Origin of the sequence: Herbaspirillum sp. 1130 (genome assembly GCF_017833835.1) — a bacterium.
In the GTDB taxonomy this organism is placed as follows: domain Bacteria; phylum Pseudomonadota; class Gammaproteobacteria; order Burkholderiales; family Burkholderiaceae_D; genus Herbaspirillum; species Herbaspirillum huttiense.
In genome coordinates this window covers 665920-682631 of sequence record NZ_JAFICQ010000001.1, presented here as the reverse complement: position 1 = coordinate 682631, position 16712 = coordinate 665920, and the positions used below count along the sequence as shown (strand labels likewise).

The window sequence follows — 16712 nt, the reverse complement described above, 5'->3', positions numbered from 1 at the left end:
ACCCGCCGGCATCCGCGCCTAGAAATCGACGCTGGCCGAAAGGACCACCGTGCGGGGCTGGCCCAGGTAGATCCAGTTACCGCTGCTGCTGGACCAGTAGTTGCGGTTGAACACATTGTTCACGCTGGCGCGCAGCACCATGGGCTTGTCGAAGGCGCGGGTCGTGTAGCGCGCGCCAATGTCCCAACGGGTCCAGCCGGGAATGCTGCGAACATTGGACTGTTCGATGTACTGGGAACTGGTGGAAATCATGCGGGTACTCAGCGTCAGGCCGGCCAGGGCGGGAACATCGTACTCCCCGCCGAGATTAAGCTGCCAGCGTGAGACGTTGGGCGCGACGTTGCCATCGTAGGTGCCGCTATCGGTCTTGGTCAGGCGGGCGTCGGTATAAGCCAGGCCGCCCAGCAGACGTGCATTGCGGGCCAACTCGCCAAAGAGATTCAACTCGACGCCACGATTGCGCTGCTCGCCACTGATCTGATAGGTCGAGGTGCCATCGGCATTGGCCACCGAAAAACCGCTGGGCCGCTGGATCTCGAACAGGCTCAAGCTGGTGCCGAAGCTGCCGAAGTCATACTTGGCGCCGATCTCGCGCTGTTTCACCTTGACCGGCGGGAACATCTGCCCCGCATTGGTCGTGCCCACCGGTGCAGTATCGCCCTGGATCAGTCCCTCGATGTAGTTGCCATAGAGCGAAAGATTGGGCATGAGTTTGAACACCACGGCCAATACCGGAGTGACGGCCTGCTTCTGGTAGACCGTATCTCCAGTGCCGGTCCCGCTGGTGTCGTAGGTGATGCTCTTGACACGCTGGTAGCGTCCACCCAGCGTCAGTGCGATACGTTCATCCATGAAGGAGAGGGTATCGGAGAGGGCCAGCGACGGCAGTTGCAGCGAATTGGTCTTGGGCGGGTTGGAAGAGAAGCCCTCCAGCGAAGGCGCGGCCACGGTGACAGGCTGGTAGATGTTGGTATCGTAGCTGGTGAAACCATAGTAGGAAGAGGTGTAGCCGGAATCGCTCTTGAGATAAGTCGCGCTCAAGTTGAGCCTGTGTTTCACGCTGCCGGTGAAGACGGTGCCGCGCAAGCCACCTTGCACTACCTGGTTGCGGCTCCAGTTCGGCCAGAAATAGACATTGGCAGTACCGTTGCCCTGGCTGTCGTTGACGGTGATATCGGTGGACAGATAGCGCGATTGGGTCTCGCTGCCGCCCACTGCGCCGTAGATCATCCATTGCGGGCTGAGATCGTACTCCGCCTTGGCCAGGACAAAATTGCTGCGCGACTTGGTGTTCTCCCAGCTCTGGGCGATGCGCGCGGTGGCGCTGGGCGGCGAGGGGACCTCAACGCCATCGCCAATACCGAAGCCGGCAGAACCCTGCGGCGCATTGTTGTTCATGGTCTGGTGGCCCAAGTCCAGCGAAGCACGCAACTGGCTGCCGCGATAATCGAGACCCAGCACCGCCGTGCCCAGCTCTACCGATTGTTCGGCGGTGGCCGTGTTACCGTTGCGATAGCTGCCGTTGAAGCGAATGCCCCATTGTTTGTCCTCTCCGAAACGACGGCCCAGATCCAGGTGGCCGGCCAGGTTGCTGTTGGACATGTAGGTGGTCGTCACACGCGTGAGCGGTTCGTCATCGGCGCGCTTGGGAACGATATTGATGGCACCGCCCACGGCGCCGCCAGCGCCGGGCGCCATGCCGTTCAGCAGCGCATTGGGGCCCTTGAGCAGTTCGACCCGTTCAGCGATTTCGGCCGAACCGGCGCGCCCGGACATGATGCCGGGCACGCCGTCAAAGAGGATTGAATCCTGCACAGACAGGCCACGAATCATGAAGACTTCACCCCCCGCCGCCGAATTGGTCAGGCCATAGGACACCGTGCGTACCGAAGGATCGTTGGCCAGTACATCGGCGACCGTGATGGCTTGCTGGTTCTCCATCAGCGTCGAGGTATAGCTGGTGGTATTGAAGGGCGTGTCCATGATGCTCGTATTACCCAAGAGCCCGGCGCGGCTGCCGCGTGCCACCTGGCCGCCGGCGTAGGCGGCCGGCAGGTTTTCTTCATTCTCCGCAGCCGCCTTCACCACCACTTGCGGTAGCGGGGCCGCAGACTGTTGAGCCGTTCCCGCAGCGCGGATGACGAAAGTGCCGTTGACCTGCTGCACCTCCAGCCCGCTGTTGTTCATCAGTTGTGTCAACGCTGCGCGCGGCGTCAGGCTGCCCTGCACGGCAGCAGCGTTCTTGCCCGCCACCAGGGCCGGCGGGAATGCGATGGGGATGCCCGTGGCGGCAGAGAGTGCATTGAGCGCGGAGCCCAGAGGCTGGGCGGAAATGGCAATGCTGACGGTGCGGTCGTTATCGACGGTCTGGGCGTGCAGGACAGGTGCCTGGGCCAGCAAAAGGGCGACAGCCAGGGAAATGCGGGTGGGCGCAAAGCGGAATGGAGGCTTGTGCATTGGGATAAGGTCTCGATGACAGTTAAATGAAAATGGGTCTCACTATCATTAAGACGCTTGAGTGCCTCAAATGTGCACCTCTTGTTGTGAACTTTAATCACAATGTCGTTGTGGGCCCTAGCGCCGGACGATCTCGATGTCACCATTGGGCGCTTGTACCAGCCGCACCGGCAGGATACGCGGCATGGTCTGGGCAAAAGCCTGCGGGCTGTCCAGACGGTAACTGCCGCCGACCTGCATGGCGGCGACCACAGGATCTCGCGCGAAGACGTGGCTGGGGCCATATCGCTCGAACTCCTGCAAGGCCTGGGCCAATGGTGTACTGGTGAAGTGCAGCAGACCTCGGCGCCATGGGGCGATGCTGGCCGGGTCGATGTCGCGCACGGCACCCAGCAGCCCGCTAGCCGAAGCTTGCACGGTCTGCCCGGCGAGCAGGTTGGCCTGTGCCGGATGGTCAGGGGCAGTGCTGGTCACCATGACATGGCCTTGCTCGACGGCCACTTCCACCGCGTACTCATTGCCGCGGCGTACCGAAAAACGCGTACCCAGCACGGTGACGCGAGTGGCGCCAGTCTCCACCACAAACGGCCGGCTGCTGTCATGGGCCACGTGGAACATTGCCTGGCCGCTGGTGAGGTGTACTTCGCGTCGCTGTGGCAGCAGGGTCACCTCCAGCGCGGTGCCGGAATCCAGCGCCAACTCGGTGCCATCCGGCAGGGTCAGCTCCATACGCTCGCCTTGCCGGACGGCAAAGGATTGGTGGAAGCTGCGCTGCCCGAGCCAATGCAGCGTCGCCAGCCCGCAGCCCAGCAACATCACGCAACACAGTGCCAAGGCATTGAACCGGGGGCGCCAGCGGGCCCCCATGTGGCGTTGCCACCAACTGCCCCCGGATGCGCCGCGCGCCTGGATGGTAGCGGGAGCAGCTGACGCCGCGTTGCGCCGTAGTGCCAGCGTGGCCGCATTGAGTCCCGCCAAGCCAGCTTCAATACGCGCATAAGCGGCGCCATGGGCGGTGCTGGCGCTCAACCATTGCTGGAATTGTGCTTCTTGCTGGGGTGAACAGCCCTGTTCACGGCAGGTATGCCAGCGTGCCGCCTCGACCCTGACAGGGTCTTCGGTGTCGAAGAGCGCAGCCATTTCCTGCTGGACGGGCTGGACGGGCTGGTCGGGGGAGGGGGAACCGCTGGTCGCGGTCGGGGCTGTCGATGGCTTCATCTTACTTGTATAGACGCATGAGACTGGAGAAACTGCACCCGCCAGCGGGGACGGGCAGCACAAGCGTGGTCATCGGGCGGCCGGAGCAGCCTCCAGGGCCTCCCGGCAGGCTGCGCAGGCCAGTTTGCCGCGGCTGATGTACTGGTTGACCATACTCAGGGAGATACCCATGCGTTCAGCGATTTCCTTGTTGGGCAGCCCCTCGAACGCATACAGCTGGAAGGCTTCGCGACAACGGGTCGGCAGGCTGTCGATGGCTTCCAGGTAAGCGTGCGCGGACTGGATGGCAGCGCAGGCCTGTTCTGGCTGCAGATGCGCAGGAACGGCAGGCATCTCGGTTTCCGGCAGGCTGTCGAGATCCTCGTGCTGGCGTATCGCGGCGCGGCGGTCCATGTCGATCTTCAGATGCAGGGCGACCTGGCGCAGCAGGGCGCGTGCATCGAGGATGGCCTGTCCAGCGCGCTCCATGGTCAAGACCCGGACAAAACTGTCCTGTACCAGATCGGCAGCAGTCTCTGGATTTTTGACTTTGCGCAGACAGAACTGCAACAGCTCTCGGTAATAGCGGGTAATCACGTTTCCAGTCCAAGCCATAAGACAACAGGCCCTGGGACGACGCCTCAAGCGCCGGGCACCGCGCGCAGCAAGGCGTAATGGACATTGGTCGAGTCGTCAGGGGGCATGCCATTCCTGGGCGTACTACGTGGCTATCTGGCTAGCGCAGACCAGGCCTGGCGGCCTGGCATACTCTCAAGCTACCCGCATGTGTGCAGGAAAATTTCTTTGAGCATGTTGCAAAGTGAAGGCATTGCGATGCTACCACAGGTCATTGGCCAATGGCATGGATCGCCAGGACTCAGGCCGGCAAGGCTGATGCGCGGTCCGGCGCGCCCTCGGTGCGCTGCTCACAAGGGACAGCGGCGCAGGCCACGCGCAGCGCTTGGGCAAAGATGTCGATGACTCGCTCCAGTTCATCTTCGCCAATCACCAGCGGCGGCAGGAAGCGGACGACACAGCCGTGCCGTCCGCCCAGTTCCAGGATCAGGCCTCGGCGTAAGCACTCGTGCTGGAGCGCACGCGCCAGGGCTGGCGCCGCCGCCGGATTGCCCAGCACATCTGCGGGCGCCTGCGGATCGATGATCTCCACGCCCAGCATCAGCCCGCGTCCACGCACTTCGCCGATGTGTGGATGGAGCTGCCTGAGCGCCAGCAAAGCTGTTTCCAGCCGCTGTCCCTTGATCCTGGCCTGGCCGGCCAGATCCTCGCTGCGCAGCACGCGCATGGTGGCCGATCCGGCTGCCATAGCCAGTTGGTTACCGCGGAAGGTGCCGGCATGGGCGCCTGGCTTCCATTGATCCAGCTGCTCCTTGTAGACCACCACCGACAGTGGCAGGCCGCCGCCAATGGCCTTGGATAGCACCACCACATCGGGCGTGATGCCTGCGTGCTCGAAGGCGAACATCTTGCCGCTGCGACCAAAACCGCTCTGCACTTCATCGAGGATCAGCGGCACTTCGGCGCTCTGGGTGAGTTGGCGCAGTCCCGCCAGCCAGGCAGGCGGTGCGGCGATGACGCCACCTTCCCCCTGAATCGCCTCCACCACCACGCCAGCGGGCTTGGGAACGCCACCCTCGGGGTCATTCAGGGTTGCCGCGATGTAATGCAGTCCGGCCCGCACACCCGCGTCTCCGCCCAGCCCCAGTGGGCAGCGGTAGTCGTAGGGGTAGGGCAGGAACTGTACCCCACTGAGGATGCCGTTGAGCGGGGCTTTCGGGGCAAGACTACCCATCAGTTGCAGCGCCCCCTGTGTCATGCCGTGATAAGCGCCCTGAAACGCCAGCACCGTGCCGCCGCCGGTGGCGCTCTTGACCAGCTTGAGCGCGGCTTCGATGGCATCGGCGCCGGTCGGACCGCAGAACTGGACGCGCGCCTGGCGGCTCAACTCGGGTGGCAGGATCTCCAGCAGGTCTTGCATGAAGCGGTCTTTTACCGGCGTTGTCAGATCCAGGGTATGCAGCGCCGCGCCATCATGCAGCAATGCGACGATGGCTTCGATCACCGCCGGATGGTTGTGACCCAGTGCCAGCGTGCCGGCACCGGCGAGGCAATCGATGAAAACGCGTCCTTCGATGTCTTCCACATAGATGCCGGCGGCGCGTTTGAGCACCAACGGCAGACGCCGCGGATAGCTGCGCGCGTTGGACTCCTGGCGCGCCTGGCGCTGCAGCAGCGGATGGGTACCAAGGTCATAGGGCGCGCGCAGGGCGAGATGGCGGCGGGCCAGTTCGCGCGCCAGTTCACGGTGTTGGGCGTTGCTGGGAAGCTGCATTGGGTTCTCCCAAAGAGTGCGGACGAGACGGAAAGACGAATCAACCTGCCACGGCGGTATCGAGCGCCCGCCTGGTGTCGGGCCGACTGGGGGAGGTGGCGGCAGCTTCGTTGCTGGCGCAAAGGGCATCGATGATTTCCTGCACGCGCACTGCCGTCACCGACAGCAGGGTGTCGCTCAGGCCATGGCTGGCCTCGCAGGCACCCTGCAGGAAAATGCGGGGGCGAAAACCCGGGGCGGTCAGCAGACGATAGTCGCGGTCCACCACGAAGTGGCCCAGGTTGTCGCCGAGCGAACCCAGCAGTTGCCGGTGCTGCTGACGTTCATAGCCGGTGGCCAGGATCACGGCGTCATAGCGCGTACTCACCTCCATGGCTTGCTCCAGATCGCGCAGATGCAACTCGATGCCATCGCCGTGGGTATCGACGCGGAGGACCTCATGGCGGGCCAGCAGATGGTGGCGAGTGCCGCGGGTAATGCGCTCTTCATAGAAGATCTTGAAGATTTGCTCTATCAGCGCCAGATCCGGAGCCGCGTAGTTGGTGCGGCGGAACTCGGCCAGCAATTCTGCTCGGGTGGCATCGTCCTTGTGATAGATGTGGTCGGTGTAGTCGGCATTGAAGATGCCATTGACAAAAGGACTGTCGTCGGAGGGATGCATGGCCCGACCGCGCATGATCAGGTCGATCTGCGTGATGTCGCTACGGTTGTGCAGATCCAGGAAGATCTCGGCGGCGCTCTGGCCTGCGCCGATGATGGCAATCTTGCGCGCCTGCGGATTGGCGGCGATGCCCTGCAGATAGGAGTTGGAATGGAAAATGCGTTTATCCCGCTCCAACGCCCGGAAACAGGGCGGCAGCAGCGGCGTGCCCCCAATGCTCACCACCAGATTGCGCGCCAGCCGTTCGCGTACAGCGCCGCTGCGGTCACGCGAGCGCACCCGCAGCAACTGCCCCTGAGCTTCGTGCAGCTCGGGCAGGATATCGAAGACTTCTTCGCCATACGCGCATTGCGCTTCGAAGTGGCGCGCGGCCCAGCTCAGGTAGTCGCTGAATTCATGACGACTGGGAAAGAAGCTTTTGAGATTGATGAAATCCGGCAAACGACCATGTTCGTGCAGATAGTTCACGAAGGTGAAACGGCTGCGCGGATTGCGCAGGGTAACCAGATCCTTGAGATAGGAGATCTGCATGTGCGCGTGACTGAGCAGCATGCCGGGATGCCAGGCAAAGGAGGTCTGCTTGTCGATGAAAAAAGCGTCCAGCGGACGTTGCCCGCTCTGCGACTGTTCCTGCAGCGCGATGGCCAGGGCGATGTTGGAGGGACCGAAGCCTATCCCGATCAGGTCATGAATGTGCATTGATATTCCTCGCGAAAATGGGGGAGGGAAGTACGCATGAGCGCAATTGGCCGAGCGCCGTAGCTGCTTGCCCAGAAGACGCTGGCCGGAAAGATTTGTTTAAGCCGGCGCTGCGACCGGGGCAACAGGCCCTAAACAAGGCGGCCCTCTGCGCGTCTATGCAGAACACGTACCCTGGCCTGCGTGCGGCCAACTTCCGTGATGAGGCCCTGGTCCATGCCAGGGCGCGTTCAATACCCGGCTGTGGCCGGATGCCTGGCCAAGTCAATGATGTCCTGTCTTTCACTCTCTCCGTTACGCCCACTGCTGGCGCTGCTGCTGTGCTGTTGCGCCATCGCCCACGCCGAACCGGCCGATACCGCCAGTGCTGACGCCACCGTGGAGATCCGTCGTACCACTGACGGCATTCCCCATATCCTTGCCCATAGCTGGCGCGCGCTCGGCGTGGGCGTAGGCTATGCGCAAGCGCAGGATGCGCTGTGCACGCTGGCGCAAGGCTTCGTGACCTACTCGGGACAACGGTCCTGGTACTTCGGGGCCGAACAGCGACTGCCGGTGGAATCCAGCCTCGGCCGGCCACGCAACATCGATTCCGACGTCTTTTTCAAGGCATACGCCGACGACGCCATGGTGGCGCAGATGCGCGCGCAGCAACCCGACGAACTCAATGCCCTCATCGAGGGCTATGCGCAAGGCTACAACCGCCTGGTGCGCGAGACCTTCCGCAGTCCGGCGCGGTTTGCGCAGCGTAATTGCGTCGGGCAGGCATGGCTCAAGGAAATTTCCGCTGCAGACATTTATCGTCGCATGTACGCAGTCCAGGTCATGGCAGGCTATGCGCCGTTGCTGGCCGAACTGGTCAATGCCACCCCGGGCGGCGCCAGCGGATCCGGCCTGGGCCAGGCGCACGACGCCGCGCTGCGACTGCGTCTGGCCAATAACCTGGGGACGCGCGCCGAACTGGGCAGCAATGCAATCGCCTGGGGTAGTCAAGCCACTGGTGGCGATGGCGCGCTCTTGTTCGGCAATCCTCACTGGTACTGGGGCGGGCCGGATCGCTTCTATCAGATGCAGCTGACACTACCAGGCCAGATCAATGTTGCCGGCGCTGGCTTTCTCGGGATTCCGGTGGTGATGATCGGGTTCAATGAACATGTGGCCTGGACACATACCGTCTCGCGCGCGCGGCGCTTTGGCCTGTTCCAGTTGCAGCTGGATCCGCAGGACCCGCAGCGCTATCTGGTCGACGGCGTCGCCCAGACCATGCAGCAGCGCCAGATCACGGTCGCCGTCCGTGATGAAGCGGGTCGCGCCAGCCAGATCAGCCGCACGCTCTACACATCACGCTTCGGTCCGGTACTCGACTTGCACGATCTGCATCCGAGCCTGGGCTGGACACGCCAGCAAGCGCTGGCCGTGCGCGACATCAACGCAGGAAACTGGCGCATCTACCGCAACTTCCTGGCCTGGGGCCGGGCCTCTTCACTGGACGACTTCATCGCTATCCAGCGACGTGAGGCGGCCATGCCGTGGGTCAATACGGTGGCCATCGGACGTGGCGATGGACGCGTCTGGTATGCCGATATCGGTGCGCTTCCCAACGTGTCTGACAGCCTGCGTGGGCAATGCGCGGCAGCGCTGTCCCAGGTATTCGCCCGCTTCGATGCGCGCACTCCCGTGCTGGACGGCAGCCGCTCGGACTGCGACTGGCCATCCGCTCCCGGCGCGGCGCAGGCCGGTGCGATGCCGGTGTCCCGGCTGCCTGCGCTGTTGCGGCACGATTACGTCGCCAATATGAACGATAGTCACTGGCTGTCCAATCCGGATGCGCCGCTGGAAGGCTATGCCTCCGTACTGGGCGAGGAACGCGCCGCCTTGAGCGCGCGCGGACGGCTGGGACATCAGATCGGTGCCACCCTGGCGACCAGCGGTGCCGCTTCGGCGGCGAAACTGGCCCTGGCCGTGCAGCGCGAGGTGCTGCGCGCGCGCGCCTACACCGCCGAGCAATTCAAATCGATCCTGCTGGCGCAGGCCTGTGCACCACCGGCGGCACAGTTGGAGCAGGCGTGCCGGGTGCTGCGCGCCTGGGGCAATACCGCCGAGGTCGGCGATCGCGGTGCGTTGCTGTGGGACGTTTTCTGGGAAGAGCTGGAAAAACTGCCGACCGATCAGCTGTATGCGGTAGCGTTTGATGCGGCCGCACCGCTGACCACGCCCGCTGCGCCCACACCTGGACGGGCCGCGGCCAAGGCCGCCCTGGCGGCGGCCGTCGAGCGTCTGCAGACCCGCTCGGTAGCACTCGATGAGCGTCCGGGCCGGTATCGCACGGTCTATAGCGGTGGCCGGCACTGGCCCATCTACGGCGGCTGCGGCGAGGCCGGTTACTTCACCTCCGGCTGCGCCGAGAAAGACCAGGATGCGCTCAGCCCCAATGCAGTCACCAACAGCTATCTGCAAGTGGTTTGGTTCGGTCGCCAGGGCGTGCAGGCGCGCACCTTGCTGGCACACGGCGAGGATGAGCAAGCCGTTACCGGCGGCCGCGGCAGCGCGCCGGTGGTCCGCTACACCCGCAAGCAGTGGCTCGACTTCCCCTTCCGTGAAGCCGATATCGCGCGTGATCCCCAACTGAGCCGCACCGTCTTGAGCGCGCCATGAAGAGGCTCCGTTTTTCTTTTTGCAAAAATAAGGTCTTCCTATGATGCATACCCCCCCTTTGCCCAATCGGAAGCGGGAGCTTTTCCTGCTGCTACGCCCCTTCTCGGCTTGGATCCTGCTCTCCGCCGTCACCGGCATCATCGCCGGCATGGCCACCGTGGCGTTGCTGGCCATGGTCAATCAGGTGCTCGCCGCCACCATGAAGGTCAACGGTGAAGCACTGCTGATCTTCGTTGCGCTGTGCGTGGCGGCGCTCATCGGGCGTGCCCTCTCGCATATCGCCATGAATCGTGTCGGCCAGGATCTGGTGGCACAGATCCGCATGCGGCTGGCGCAGAAGATCCTCTCGGCTCCTATCGACGCTCTGGAGCGCTATCGCAGCTACCGCCTCATTCCGGTGCTGACCCAGGATGTGGACATGATCAGCGACATGATCTTCGTGCTGGCCACAACGCTGGTCTCGGTGGTCACGGTATTGGGTTGCCTGGCTTTCCTGGCCTGGCTTTCGCTGCCGCTGTTGGGCATCCTGGTGCTGGCCCTGGTATTGGGCGGGGCGATTCAGGTGTGGGCGCAGGTCAAGGGGGTAGCGGGTTTCTGGAAGGCCCGCGATCACGAGGAAGAACTGCACAAGGCCTATCGCGATATCAGTCAAGGAGCCAAGGAACTGCGTATGCAGCGTGGCCGGCGTAGCCGCATGTTCCGTCGCCGCATCGAGCACACCATCGAAGCCATTCGCGACGTCAACAGCCGCGCCATCAATATCTATGTACTGGCCGCCGCCTACGGATCGGCACTGTATTTCCTGCTGATCGCCCTGATACTGGGCTGGGCCGCCTTCCATCCGGTGGACATGGCGGTGCTCAGCGGCTTTGTCTTGATCCTGCTGTTTCTCAAGGGGCCGGTGGAGCAGATCATGGGCGTCCTGCCGGAAGTGGGTCGGGCCAAGGTGGCCTTCCAGCGCATTGCCGAACTCTCGGCCAGCTTCGCCAATCCCGAGCCGCATCTGCATCTGGACGGGAGCGCGCCACCGGCAACTCTGGAAGAGGGAATCGAGTTGCGCGAGGTGCGCTACGCCTTCCCGTCAGCCGCTGGCGTGGAGCAGCCCTTCATGCTGGGACCGTTGAATCTTGCGCTAAAGCGCGGCGAGCTGCTGTTCATCGTCGGCGACAACGGTTCCGGCAAAACCACCCTCATCAAGCTATTGTTGGGCTTGTATCGGCCCCAGCAGGGCAGCATCCTGCTGGACGGCAAGCCGGTCACGGATGAAGACCGGGACGACTACCGCCAGCTGTTTACTACCGTTTTTGCCGACTTTCACCTCTTCGACGAACTGTTGCCCACGGCGGGTGAAGCACGCAACGAGCAGGTGGCGCAGGCAGCTGGCCATTATCTGCAGCGACTGGAAATCGCGCACAAAGTCAGCATCAAGGACGACGCCTTTACTACCCTGGACCTGTCCACTGGCCAGCGCAAGCGGCTGGCGCTGGTACATGCGTACCTGGAAGGGCGTCCGGTGCTGGTCTTCGACGAATGGGCAGCGGATCAAGACCCGACATTCCGCCACCTGTTCTACACCGAACTGCTGCCGGAACTCCGTGAACTAGGCCATTTGGTGATCGCGATCTCGCATGACGATCGCTATTTCCATCTGGCTGACCGCGTGGTGCGCATGGCAGGCGGCCAGATCGTGGAGGACCGCCCCAGCTCGCCCCAGGCAGCGCAGCAACAGGTCGCCGTGGTCTAGCCGGATCGCTGGGTGGGGTCGAGCGGGCAACCCTGGCAGTAAAGGCCGGGCGGCAGCAACACATAAAGACAGCACTGCCGATACATCACGCGACTGGCAATGCGCCCATCTTCCACCAGCCGCACGCAACGCTGGCGATCATGCAAGGGATTGGGACCATGGTCGCCGTCGGCGCTTTCCAGCAACTGGGCGCGGTCTGTTTCGATCCGGGTCACCGATGGCAACTGCTGGGTCGCGTTGTCGAAGATGACGTGCAAATGACGCGCGACGTTACCCCAGAGAATCTTGGGGGGAATGCGCGAGCAGGCTGTCAGGGCGGCAAACAGCATCGGTAGATGATCCTGCAGGAGTGGCCGGTATCGTTCCCAGGCACTGCCGTGGGGCAGGACATGGCCAGCGCTGTGCAGGTGGAATGTGCTCGGCGTGCCATGCGCGTCCAGGCTCACGCTGAGTTGCCCGGCTGCAGCCGGGAACACATGCTCAAGCACGCTGGCCGCAGCGCAGTAGGGCGGCAGCAGGGCGCCAAGATAAGCCATGCTCCAGGCCGAAGCGACTGCACGCAGGTCATTGCCGTCGTAGTCAAGCCAGCGGGCGTGAGCGACCAGGGCGGCCTTGAGGACGGCGGCGTCATTGATCAGCCTGAGTACCGGCAAGGCCCCGGGGGGCGCTGTCGGCGACAGCGCCAGCGCCTCTCCCAGGGGGGCCAAGGGTCCAGGGAAGAAGGGCGTCAGGATGGGAATCACGACAAGCTCCTGAAGGAAAAGGGAATGGCGCAACGCGCAGGCTACATTCACAGGACGGTGCCTGCACCGGCTTGTTTAGGGCCTCGGCCCTGGCAAATGGCTAAACAAAAACGCGGCCCCGGCGTCTTGGAGTGAAAGGGTGGCCAGGGACCACCGGAATGCGCCGATCTCTTTTGAGGACAAACTGCTGATGGCAAAGAAGAAACTTGTGTATATCTGGTCTTTCCGCAATGCCGCCGCCGACCTGGCGGGCCAGGAGATCGACTACAAGGGCGAAAGACGCTACATGATGTCGCCGCTGGAACATCTGGTGATGGCCTTGAATGACACGCCCCTTGGAGAGGCTTATTCGCTGCAGGCCGTGATCAACGACGACGACGAGATGTCACCAGCGGATCGTGCCAAGATCGGCGAGTACGGCTTTAGCTGTCAGTCGGGACAGCCCTGGTTCTATCCGCCCGGGTTGACGGTGGCAGGGCGTCCGCTCAATGATCTGCTCTGCAACATTGCCTCGACCTATCGCCGCCTGCCGCTGACAGCGGCCGGGCGGCCTGCAGCCAAGCGCCTGTTCGAGGACCGTCTGCTGGAAAAGCTGCTGTCGCTTGAGGCCGACCTGGTGGTGCTGGATGGCTTGCTGGTAATCCTTGATGCACTGGTGCGTCCCGGCGCGCGCATGGAACGCAAGATCGTCAATATCCATCCCGGCATCACCCGGCCGGATTCTCCCTACCAGCGGCGCGGCGCCTATGCCACGCTGGATGCGCTGTATGGCGCAAGGTCGCAGAAGGTGGTGGATTGGAACACCCTGCGAACCGCACCGGCGCCTCATATCACCCGCACAGGGGCGTCCTTTCATTACGTCGATAATGGCATCGATTCCGGGGAAGTCATCCTGGACGTGCTCGGCACCGAGATCGAGCCCGATGACACGATCATCGAATTGCGTTGGAAGAACTTCAATCACAGCCTGTTCCCGGCCTTGACGCAAGGCCTGGCCCATCTCGCGGCCGGGCACCAGAGTGCTCCTGGCAGCAACGGGTCCGGCACTTGAGCCCCGGCTTCAGTCTGCGCTTGGCGCTCCGTCATGCGAGCTAGGCAGCGTCTGCTGCGTCCGCTTGGGCTGGCAGTGTTGTTGGTGCTGCTTGGTAGCCTGCTCTGGTGGAGCCTGCTGCGAGAACGCGAGACCATCGAAACGGTGCTGGTCAATCGCGGTGATCTGGAGTCCAGCATCAGTGCAATGGGAACGCTGCAAGCGCGCAACTACGTCGATGTCGGCGCGCAAGCTTCCGGTGAGATCCGTCGCATCAACGTGGCCGCTGGCAGCAAGGTAGTCCAGGGCCAGTTGATCGCCGAGATCGATCCCGCCGCGCAGCAAGCCAAGCTCGATACTGACCGAGCCAACCTGGAAAACTTGCGGGCGCAGTTGCTCGAGCAGGTGGCCAATGGCGATCTGGCGCAGCAACAGCTTGAGCGTCAGCAGCGGATGCAGGCCGAGGGTTCTACGCGCGAGGAAGATGTGCAGATCGCCCAGAACGCCCTGCGTGTGGCGCATGCCCGCATTGCCAGCCTGCGCGCCCAGCTGGCCGGGGCGGCCTCGACGGTACAGGGCAGCCTGGTGCAACTGGGCTATACCCGCATCTTCGCGCCCATGAACGGCACCGTGGTGACCCTGGATGCCCGGGTCGGACAGACGCTCAACGCCACTTACCAGACGCCCAGGATCATGCGTATTGCCGACCTGACGACCATGACAGTATGGACCCAGGTGTCGGAGGCGGATATCCGGCATGTCGGTGAAGGGATGCCAGCCTGGTTTTCGACGCTGGGCGACGACCGTCGCTGGCGAGGGCAGGTGCGCCAGATCCTTCCGGCGCCTGCGCTGGCAGCAGGGGGCGAGCTGCAAGACGCTGGCAAAGCTGGCGCCCCGGCCAGCAAGGTGGTGTTCTATACGGTATTGCTGGACGTCGACAATCCCGATGGGACGTTGCGTCCGCAGATGAGCGCGCAAGTACACTTCATTGCGCAGACGGTACAGGGTGCGCTGCTGGCGCCATTGGCGGCCTTGCAAGCGATACCCGGCAGCTCCGCGCAGTACCGCGCCCAAGTCTTGCAGGCCGATGGGCGCATCGCCGAGCGACAGTTGCGAACGGGCCTCAACGACCGTCTTCAAGTCGAGGTGCTGGCGGGGCTGGCCGAGGGTGAGCGGCTGGTGACCCGGCGTGAGACCTATCGTCCTATCAACGGGAGGGTCTCGTGGTAAGCGCTGCCATGCCACTGATCGAATTACGCGATCTGCGCAAAGCCTATCCAGCGGGGGAGGAGGGCGCGCCAGTGGAAGTCATCAAGGGTATTTCGCTGACCATTCACGCCGGCGAATTCGTTGCGCTGGTTGGCAGTTCGGGATCGGGCAAATCGACCCTGATGCATATCCTGGGTTGCCTGGACCGTCCCAACGCTGGCAGTTACCGCATCCGTGGGCAGGACGTGGGGCAGATGGAGGCGGAGGAGCTGGCCCGCCTGCGACGGGAGACCTTCGGATTCGTCTTCCAAGGCTATCACCTGATCCGCACGCTCGATGCGCTGGACAATGTCCAGATGCCCGCCCTCTACGCGGGCCTGCCGCCGCAACAGCGCCGGCAGCGTGCCACCGAACTGCTGGCCCGTCTGGGACTGGGGCGGCGCCTGCATCATCGCCCCGGCCAGTTGTCAGGCGGTCAGCAACAGCGGGTCTCGATCGCTCGCGCGTTGATCAACGGCGGCCAGATCATTCTGGCCGACGAGCCGACCGGAGCCCTCGACAGCCAGAGTGGTGCTGAGGTGGTGCAGTTGTTGCACGAGTTAGCGGCGGCCGGCCACACGGTCATCCTGATTACGCATGATCACGCCATTGCGGCGCAGGCTGATCGCAGGATCGAGATCCGTGACGGCGCCGTCGTGGCCGACAGTGGCCCAGTCCGGCGTCTCGAACGATCACCCTGCGGGTCTGCCGGGCAGACCTTCGACCTGCCGTTGCGTGCGCCCTGGGCGCTGCGGGAGACGCTACTGGATGCCTGGCGCGCCCTGGGCGTGAATCGTTTTCGCACGCTGCTGACGCTGTTGAGCATCATCATCGGCGTGGCGTCGGTGATCGTCATGATGGCCATCGGCCTGGGCACGCAAGCGCAGGTGATCGAGAAGATGGCGCTATTCGGCAGCAACAGGATGTATGTCGTGCCGGGAGCAGAGCAGGGGCGCACCCTCGGCGGCGTGCTCATGCCAGAGGATGTCGCGCTGGTGGCCAGTATTCCCAACGTAGCCATCGCCATGCCGTTTCGTGAAGGCAACGTCACCTTGCGTGCCGGGCGGGTCGACGTGCAGTCCCGGATATGGGCGGTCACCAGCGATGCGCCCCGGGTCCTGAACTGGAAAACGGTACGCGGGGAGTTCTTTTCCCGCGCCGATGAAACCAGCCTGGCAGCCGTCGCCGTGCTGGGCAAAAAAGCACGCCAGCGCGTGTTTGGCTCGCAGCAGGCGGTGGGCCGCTACCTGCTGGTCAACGATGTGCCGTTCCGGGTCATCGGCGAATTGGCCGAAAAAGGGCTGGTCACCGGCGACAGCGACGACGATGACGTCATCCTGGTACCTTTTTCCAGCGCCACCCGGCGAGTGCTGGGGCAGACCGAACTGTCATGGATTTCAATTCTTCTGGACGACGTGTCGCAATCGGAAGCAACCGCGCAGGAGATCACGCGGGTGATGCAGCAGGTGCGCAGAGTCAAGGACTTCCAGGTATTCAATCAGGCCGCGCTGATCGCCGCGCAAAAGGAGACGCAACAGACCCTGACCCTGATGCTGGGTCTGATCGCCGCCATTTCCCTGGTGGTGGGCGGTATCGGGGTGATGAATATCATGCTCATGAGCGTGGCCGAGCGCACGCGCGAAATCGGCATCAGGCTGGCCGTGGGAGCCCGCCAGCGTGACATCCGTCGGCAGTTCCTGTGCGAAGCCCTGGTGGTCTCGCTGGTCGGCGGCGGGGCCGGTGCGATCATCGGTATCGCCATCGGGGTGCTGCTCATTCTTGCCGGAGTCCACTTGATCTTTTCGCTCGGAACCATACTGACAGCTTTCGCCAGTGCCCTGCTCACCGGCCTGGCATTCGGGTTCATGCCCGCCAGCAAGGCAGCGCGTCTGGATCCTGTTCAGGCCTTGTCCAGCGAGTGAGGAGGC

11 protein-coding genes are annotated in these 16712 nt (G+C 63.4%); 5 read left to right on the top strand and 6 right to left on the bottom strand.

Annotation, left to right across the window (positions count from 1 at the left end; translation table 11 throughout):
• Window positions 1–18: 18 nt before the first annotated feature.
• From JOD78_RS03080 to JOD78_RS03060, 5 genes are all read right to left on the bottom strand, one after another.
• Window positions 19–2457 (bottom strand): TonB-dependent receptor, encoded by a 2439-nt coding sequence (locus JOD78_RS03080; RefSeq protein ID WP_121040269.1) that lies wholly within the window; start codon window positions 2455–2457, stop codon window positions 19–21.
• 117 nt (window positions 2458–2574) lie between these two features.
• The gene (locus JOD78_RS03075; protein ID WP_121040267.1) at window positions 2575–3675 is read right to left on the bottom strand and encodes a FecR domain-containing protein; all 1101 of its coding nucleotides are present in this window, start codon (window positions 3673–3675) and stop codon (window positions 2575–2577) included.
• Window positions 3676–3744: 69 nt separating this feature from the next.
• Entirely contained in the window at window positions 3745–4269 is a 525-nt protein-coding gene (locus JOD78_RS03070; protein ID WP_209568758.1) for an RNA polymerase sigma factor, read from the bottom strand.
• Window positions 4270–4531: 262 nt separating this feature from the next.
• On the bottom strand, window positions 4532–6004 hold the full coding sequence (locus tag JOD78_RS03065) for a diaminobutyrate--2-oxoglutarate transaminase (protein ID WP_121040265.1): 1473 nt from the start codon (window positions 6002–6004) through the stop codon (window positions 4532–4534).
• A 40-nt stretch (window positions 6005–6044) separates the two neighbouring features.
• Window positions 6045–7364, bottom strand: a complete 1320-nt coding sequence (locus JOD78_RS03060) for a lysine N(6)-hydroxylase/L-ornithine N(5)-oxygenase family protein (RefSeq protein WP_121040263.1) — start codon at window positions 7362–7364, stop codon at window positions 6045–6047.
• 267 nt (window positions 7365–7631) lie between these two features.
• Here JOD78_RS03060 and JOD78_RS03055 point away from each other — a divergent pair, with 267 nt between their 5' ends.
• Window positions 7632–10019, top strand: coding sequence for a penicillin acylase family protein (locus JOD78_RS03055; RefSeq protein WP_227022694.1), 2388 nt, complete (start codon window positions 7632–7634; stop codon window positions 10017–10019).
• A 40-nt stretch (window positions 10020–10059) separates the two neighbouring features.
• A complete protein-coding gene (locus tag JOD78_RS03050) occupies window positions 10060–11763 on the top strand; it encodes a cyclic peptide export ABC transporter (protein WP_121040261.1) in 1704 nt (567 codons plus the stop codon).
• On the opposite strand, the gene fhuF is transcribed toward JOD78_RS03050, so the two are convergent.
• On the bottom strand, window positions 11760–12506 hold the full coding sequence (fhuF, locus tag JOD78_RS03045) for a siderophore-iron reductase FhuF (protein ID WP_134040179.1): 747 nt from the start codon (window positions 12504–12506) through the stop codon (window positions 11760–11762). The two genes, JOD78_RS03050 and fhuF, sit on opposite strands and share 4 nt — an antisense overlap.
• 190 nt (window positions 12507–12696) lie before the next feature.
• Here fhuF and JOD78_RS03040 point away from each other — a divergent pair, with 190 nt between their 5' ends.
• The 3 genes from JOD78_RS03040 to JOD78_RS03030 are packed head-to-tail and all read left to right on the top strand — an operon-like array spanning window position 12697 to window position 16706.
• On the top strand, window positions 12697–13557 hold the full coding sequence (locus JOD78_RS03040) for a formyltransferase family protein (RefSeq protein WP_121040257.1): 861 nt from the start codon (window positions 12697–12699) through the stop codon (window positions 13555–13557).
• 33 nt (window positions 13558–13590) lie between these two features.
• The gene (locus tag JOD78_RS03035; protein ID WP_209568761.1) at window positions 13591–14766 is read left to right on the top strand and encodes an efflux RND transporter periplasmic adaptor subunit; all 1176 of its coding nucleotides are present in this window, start codon (window positions 13591–13593) and stop codon (window positions 14764–14766) included.
• Window positions 14767–14774: 8 nt separating this feature from the next.
• Window positions 14775–16706: a MacB family efflux pump subunit gene (locus JOD78_RS03030; RefSeq protein ID WP_121040253.1), complete on the top strand. Its 1932-nt coding sequence runs from the start codon at window positions 14775–14777 to the stop codon at window positions 16704–16706.
• The last annotated feature ends 6 nt before the right edge of the window (window positions 16707–16712 follow it).

Bases quoted from the DNA above. Each gene is read 5' to 3' on its own strand.
- JOD78_RS03060 (WP_121040263.1), bottom strand. From the start codon at position 7,364: ATGCACATTCATGACCTGATCGGGATAGGCTTCGGTCCCTCCAACATC.
- JOD78_RS03075 (WP_121040267.1), bottom strand. From the start codon at position 3,675: ATGAAGCCATCGACAGCCCCGACCGCGACCAGCGGTTCCCCCTCCCCC.
- JOD78_RS03055 (WP_227022694.1), top strand. From the start codon at position 7,632: ATGATGTCCTGTCTTTCACTCTCTCCGTTACGCCCACTGCTGGCGCTG.
- JOD78_RS03065 (WP_121040265.1), bottom strand. From the start codon at position 6,004: ATGCAGCTTCCCAGCAACGCCCAACACCGTGAACTGGCGCGCGAACTG.
- JOD78_RS03050 (WP_121040261.1), top strand. From the start codon at position 10,060: ATGATGCATACCCCCCCTTTGCCCAATCGGAAGCGGGAGCTTTTCCTG.
- JOD78_RS03030 (WP_121040253.1), top strand. From the start codon at position 14,775: ATGCCACTGATCGAATTACGCGATCTGCGCAAAGCCTATCCAGCGGGG.
- JOD78_RS03070 (WP_209568758.1), bottom strand. From the start codon at position 4,269: ATGGCTTGGACTGGAAACGTGATTACCCGCTATTACCGAGAGCTGTTG.
- JOD78_RS03035 (WP_209568761.1), top strand. From the start codon at position 13,591: ATGCGAGCTAGGCAGCGTCTGCTGCGTCCGCTTGGGCTGGCAGTGTTG.
- JOD78_RS03080 (WP_121040269.1), bottom strand. From the start codon at position 2,457: ATGCACAAGCCTCCATTCCGCTTTGCGCCCACCCGCATTTCCCTGGCT.
- JOD78_RS03040 (WP_121040257.1), top strand. From the start codon at position 12,697: ATGGCAAAGAAGAAACTTGTGTATATCTGGTCTTTCCGCAATGCCGCC.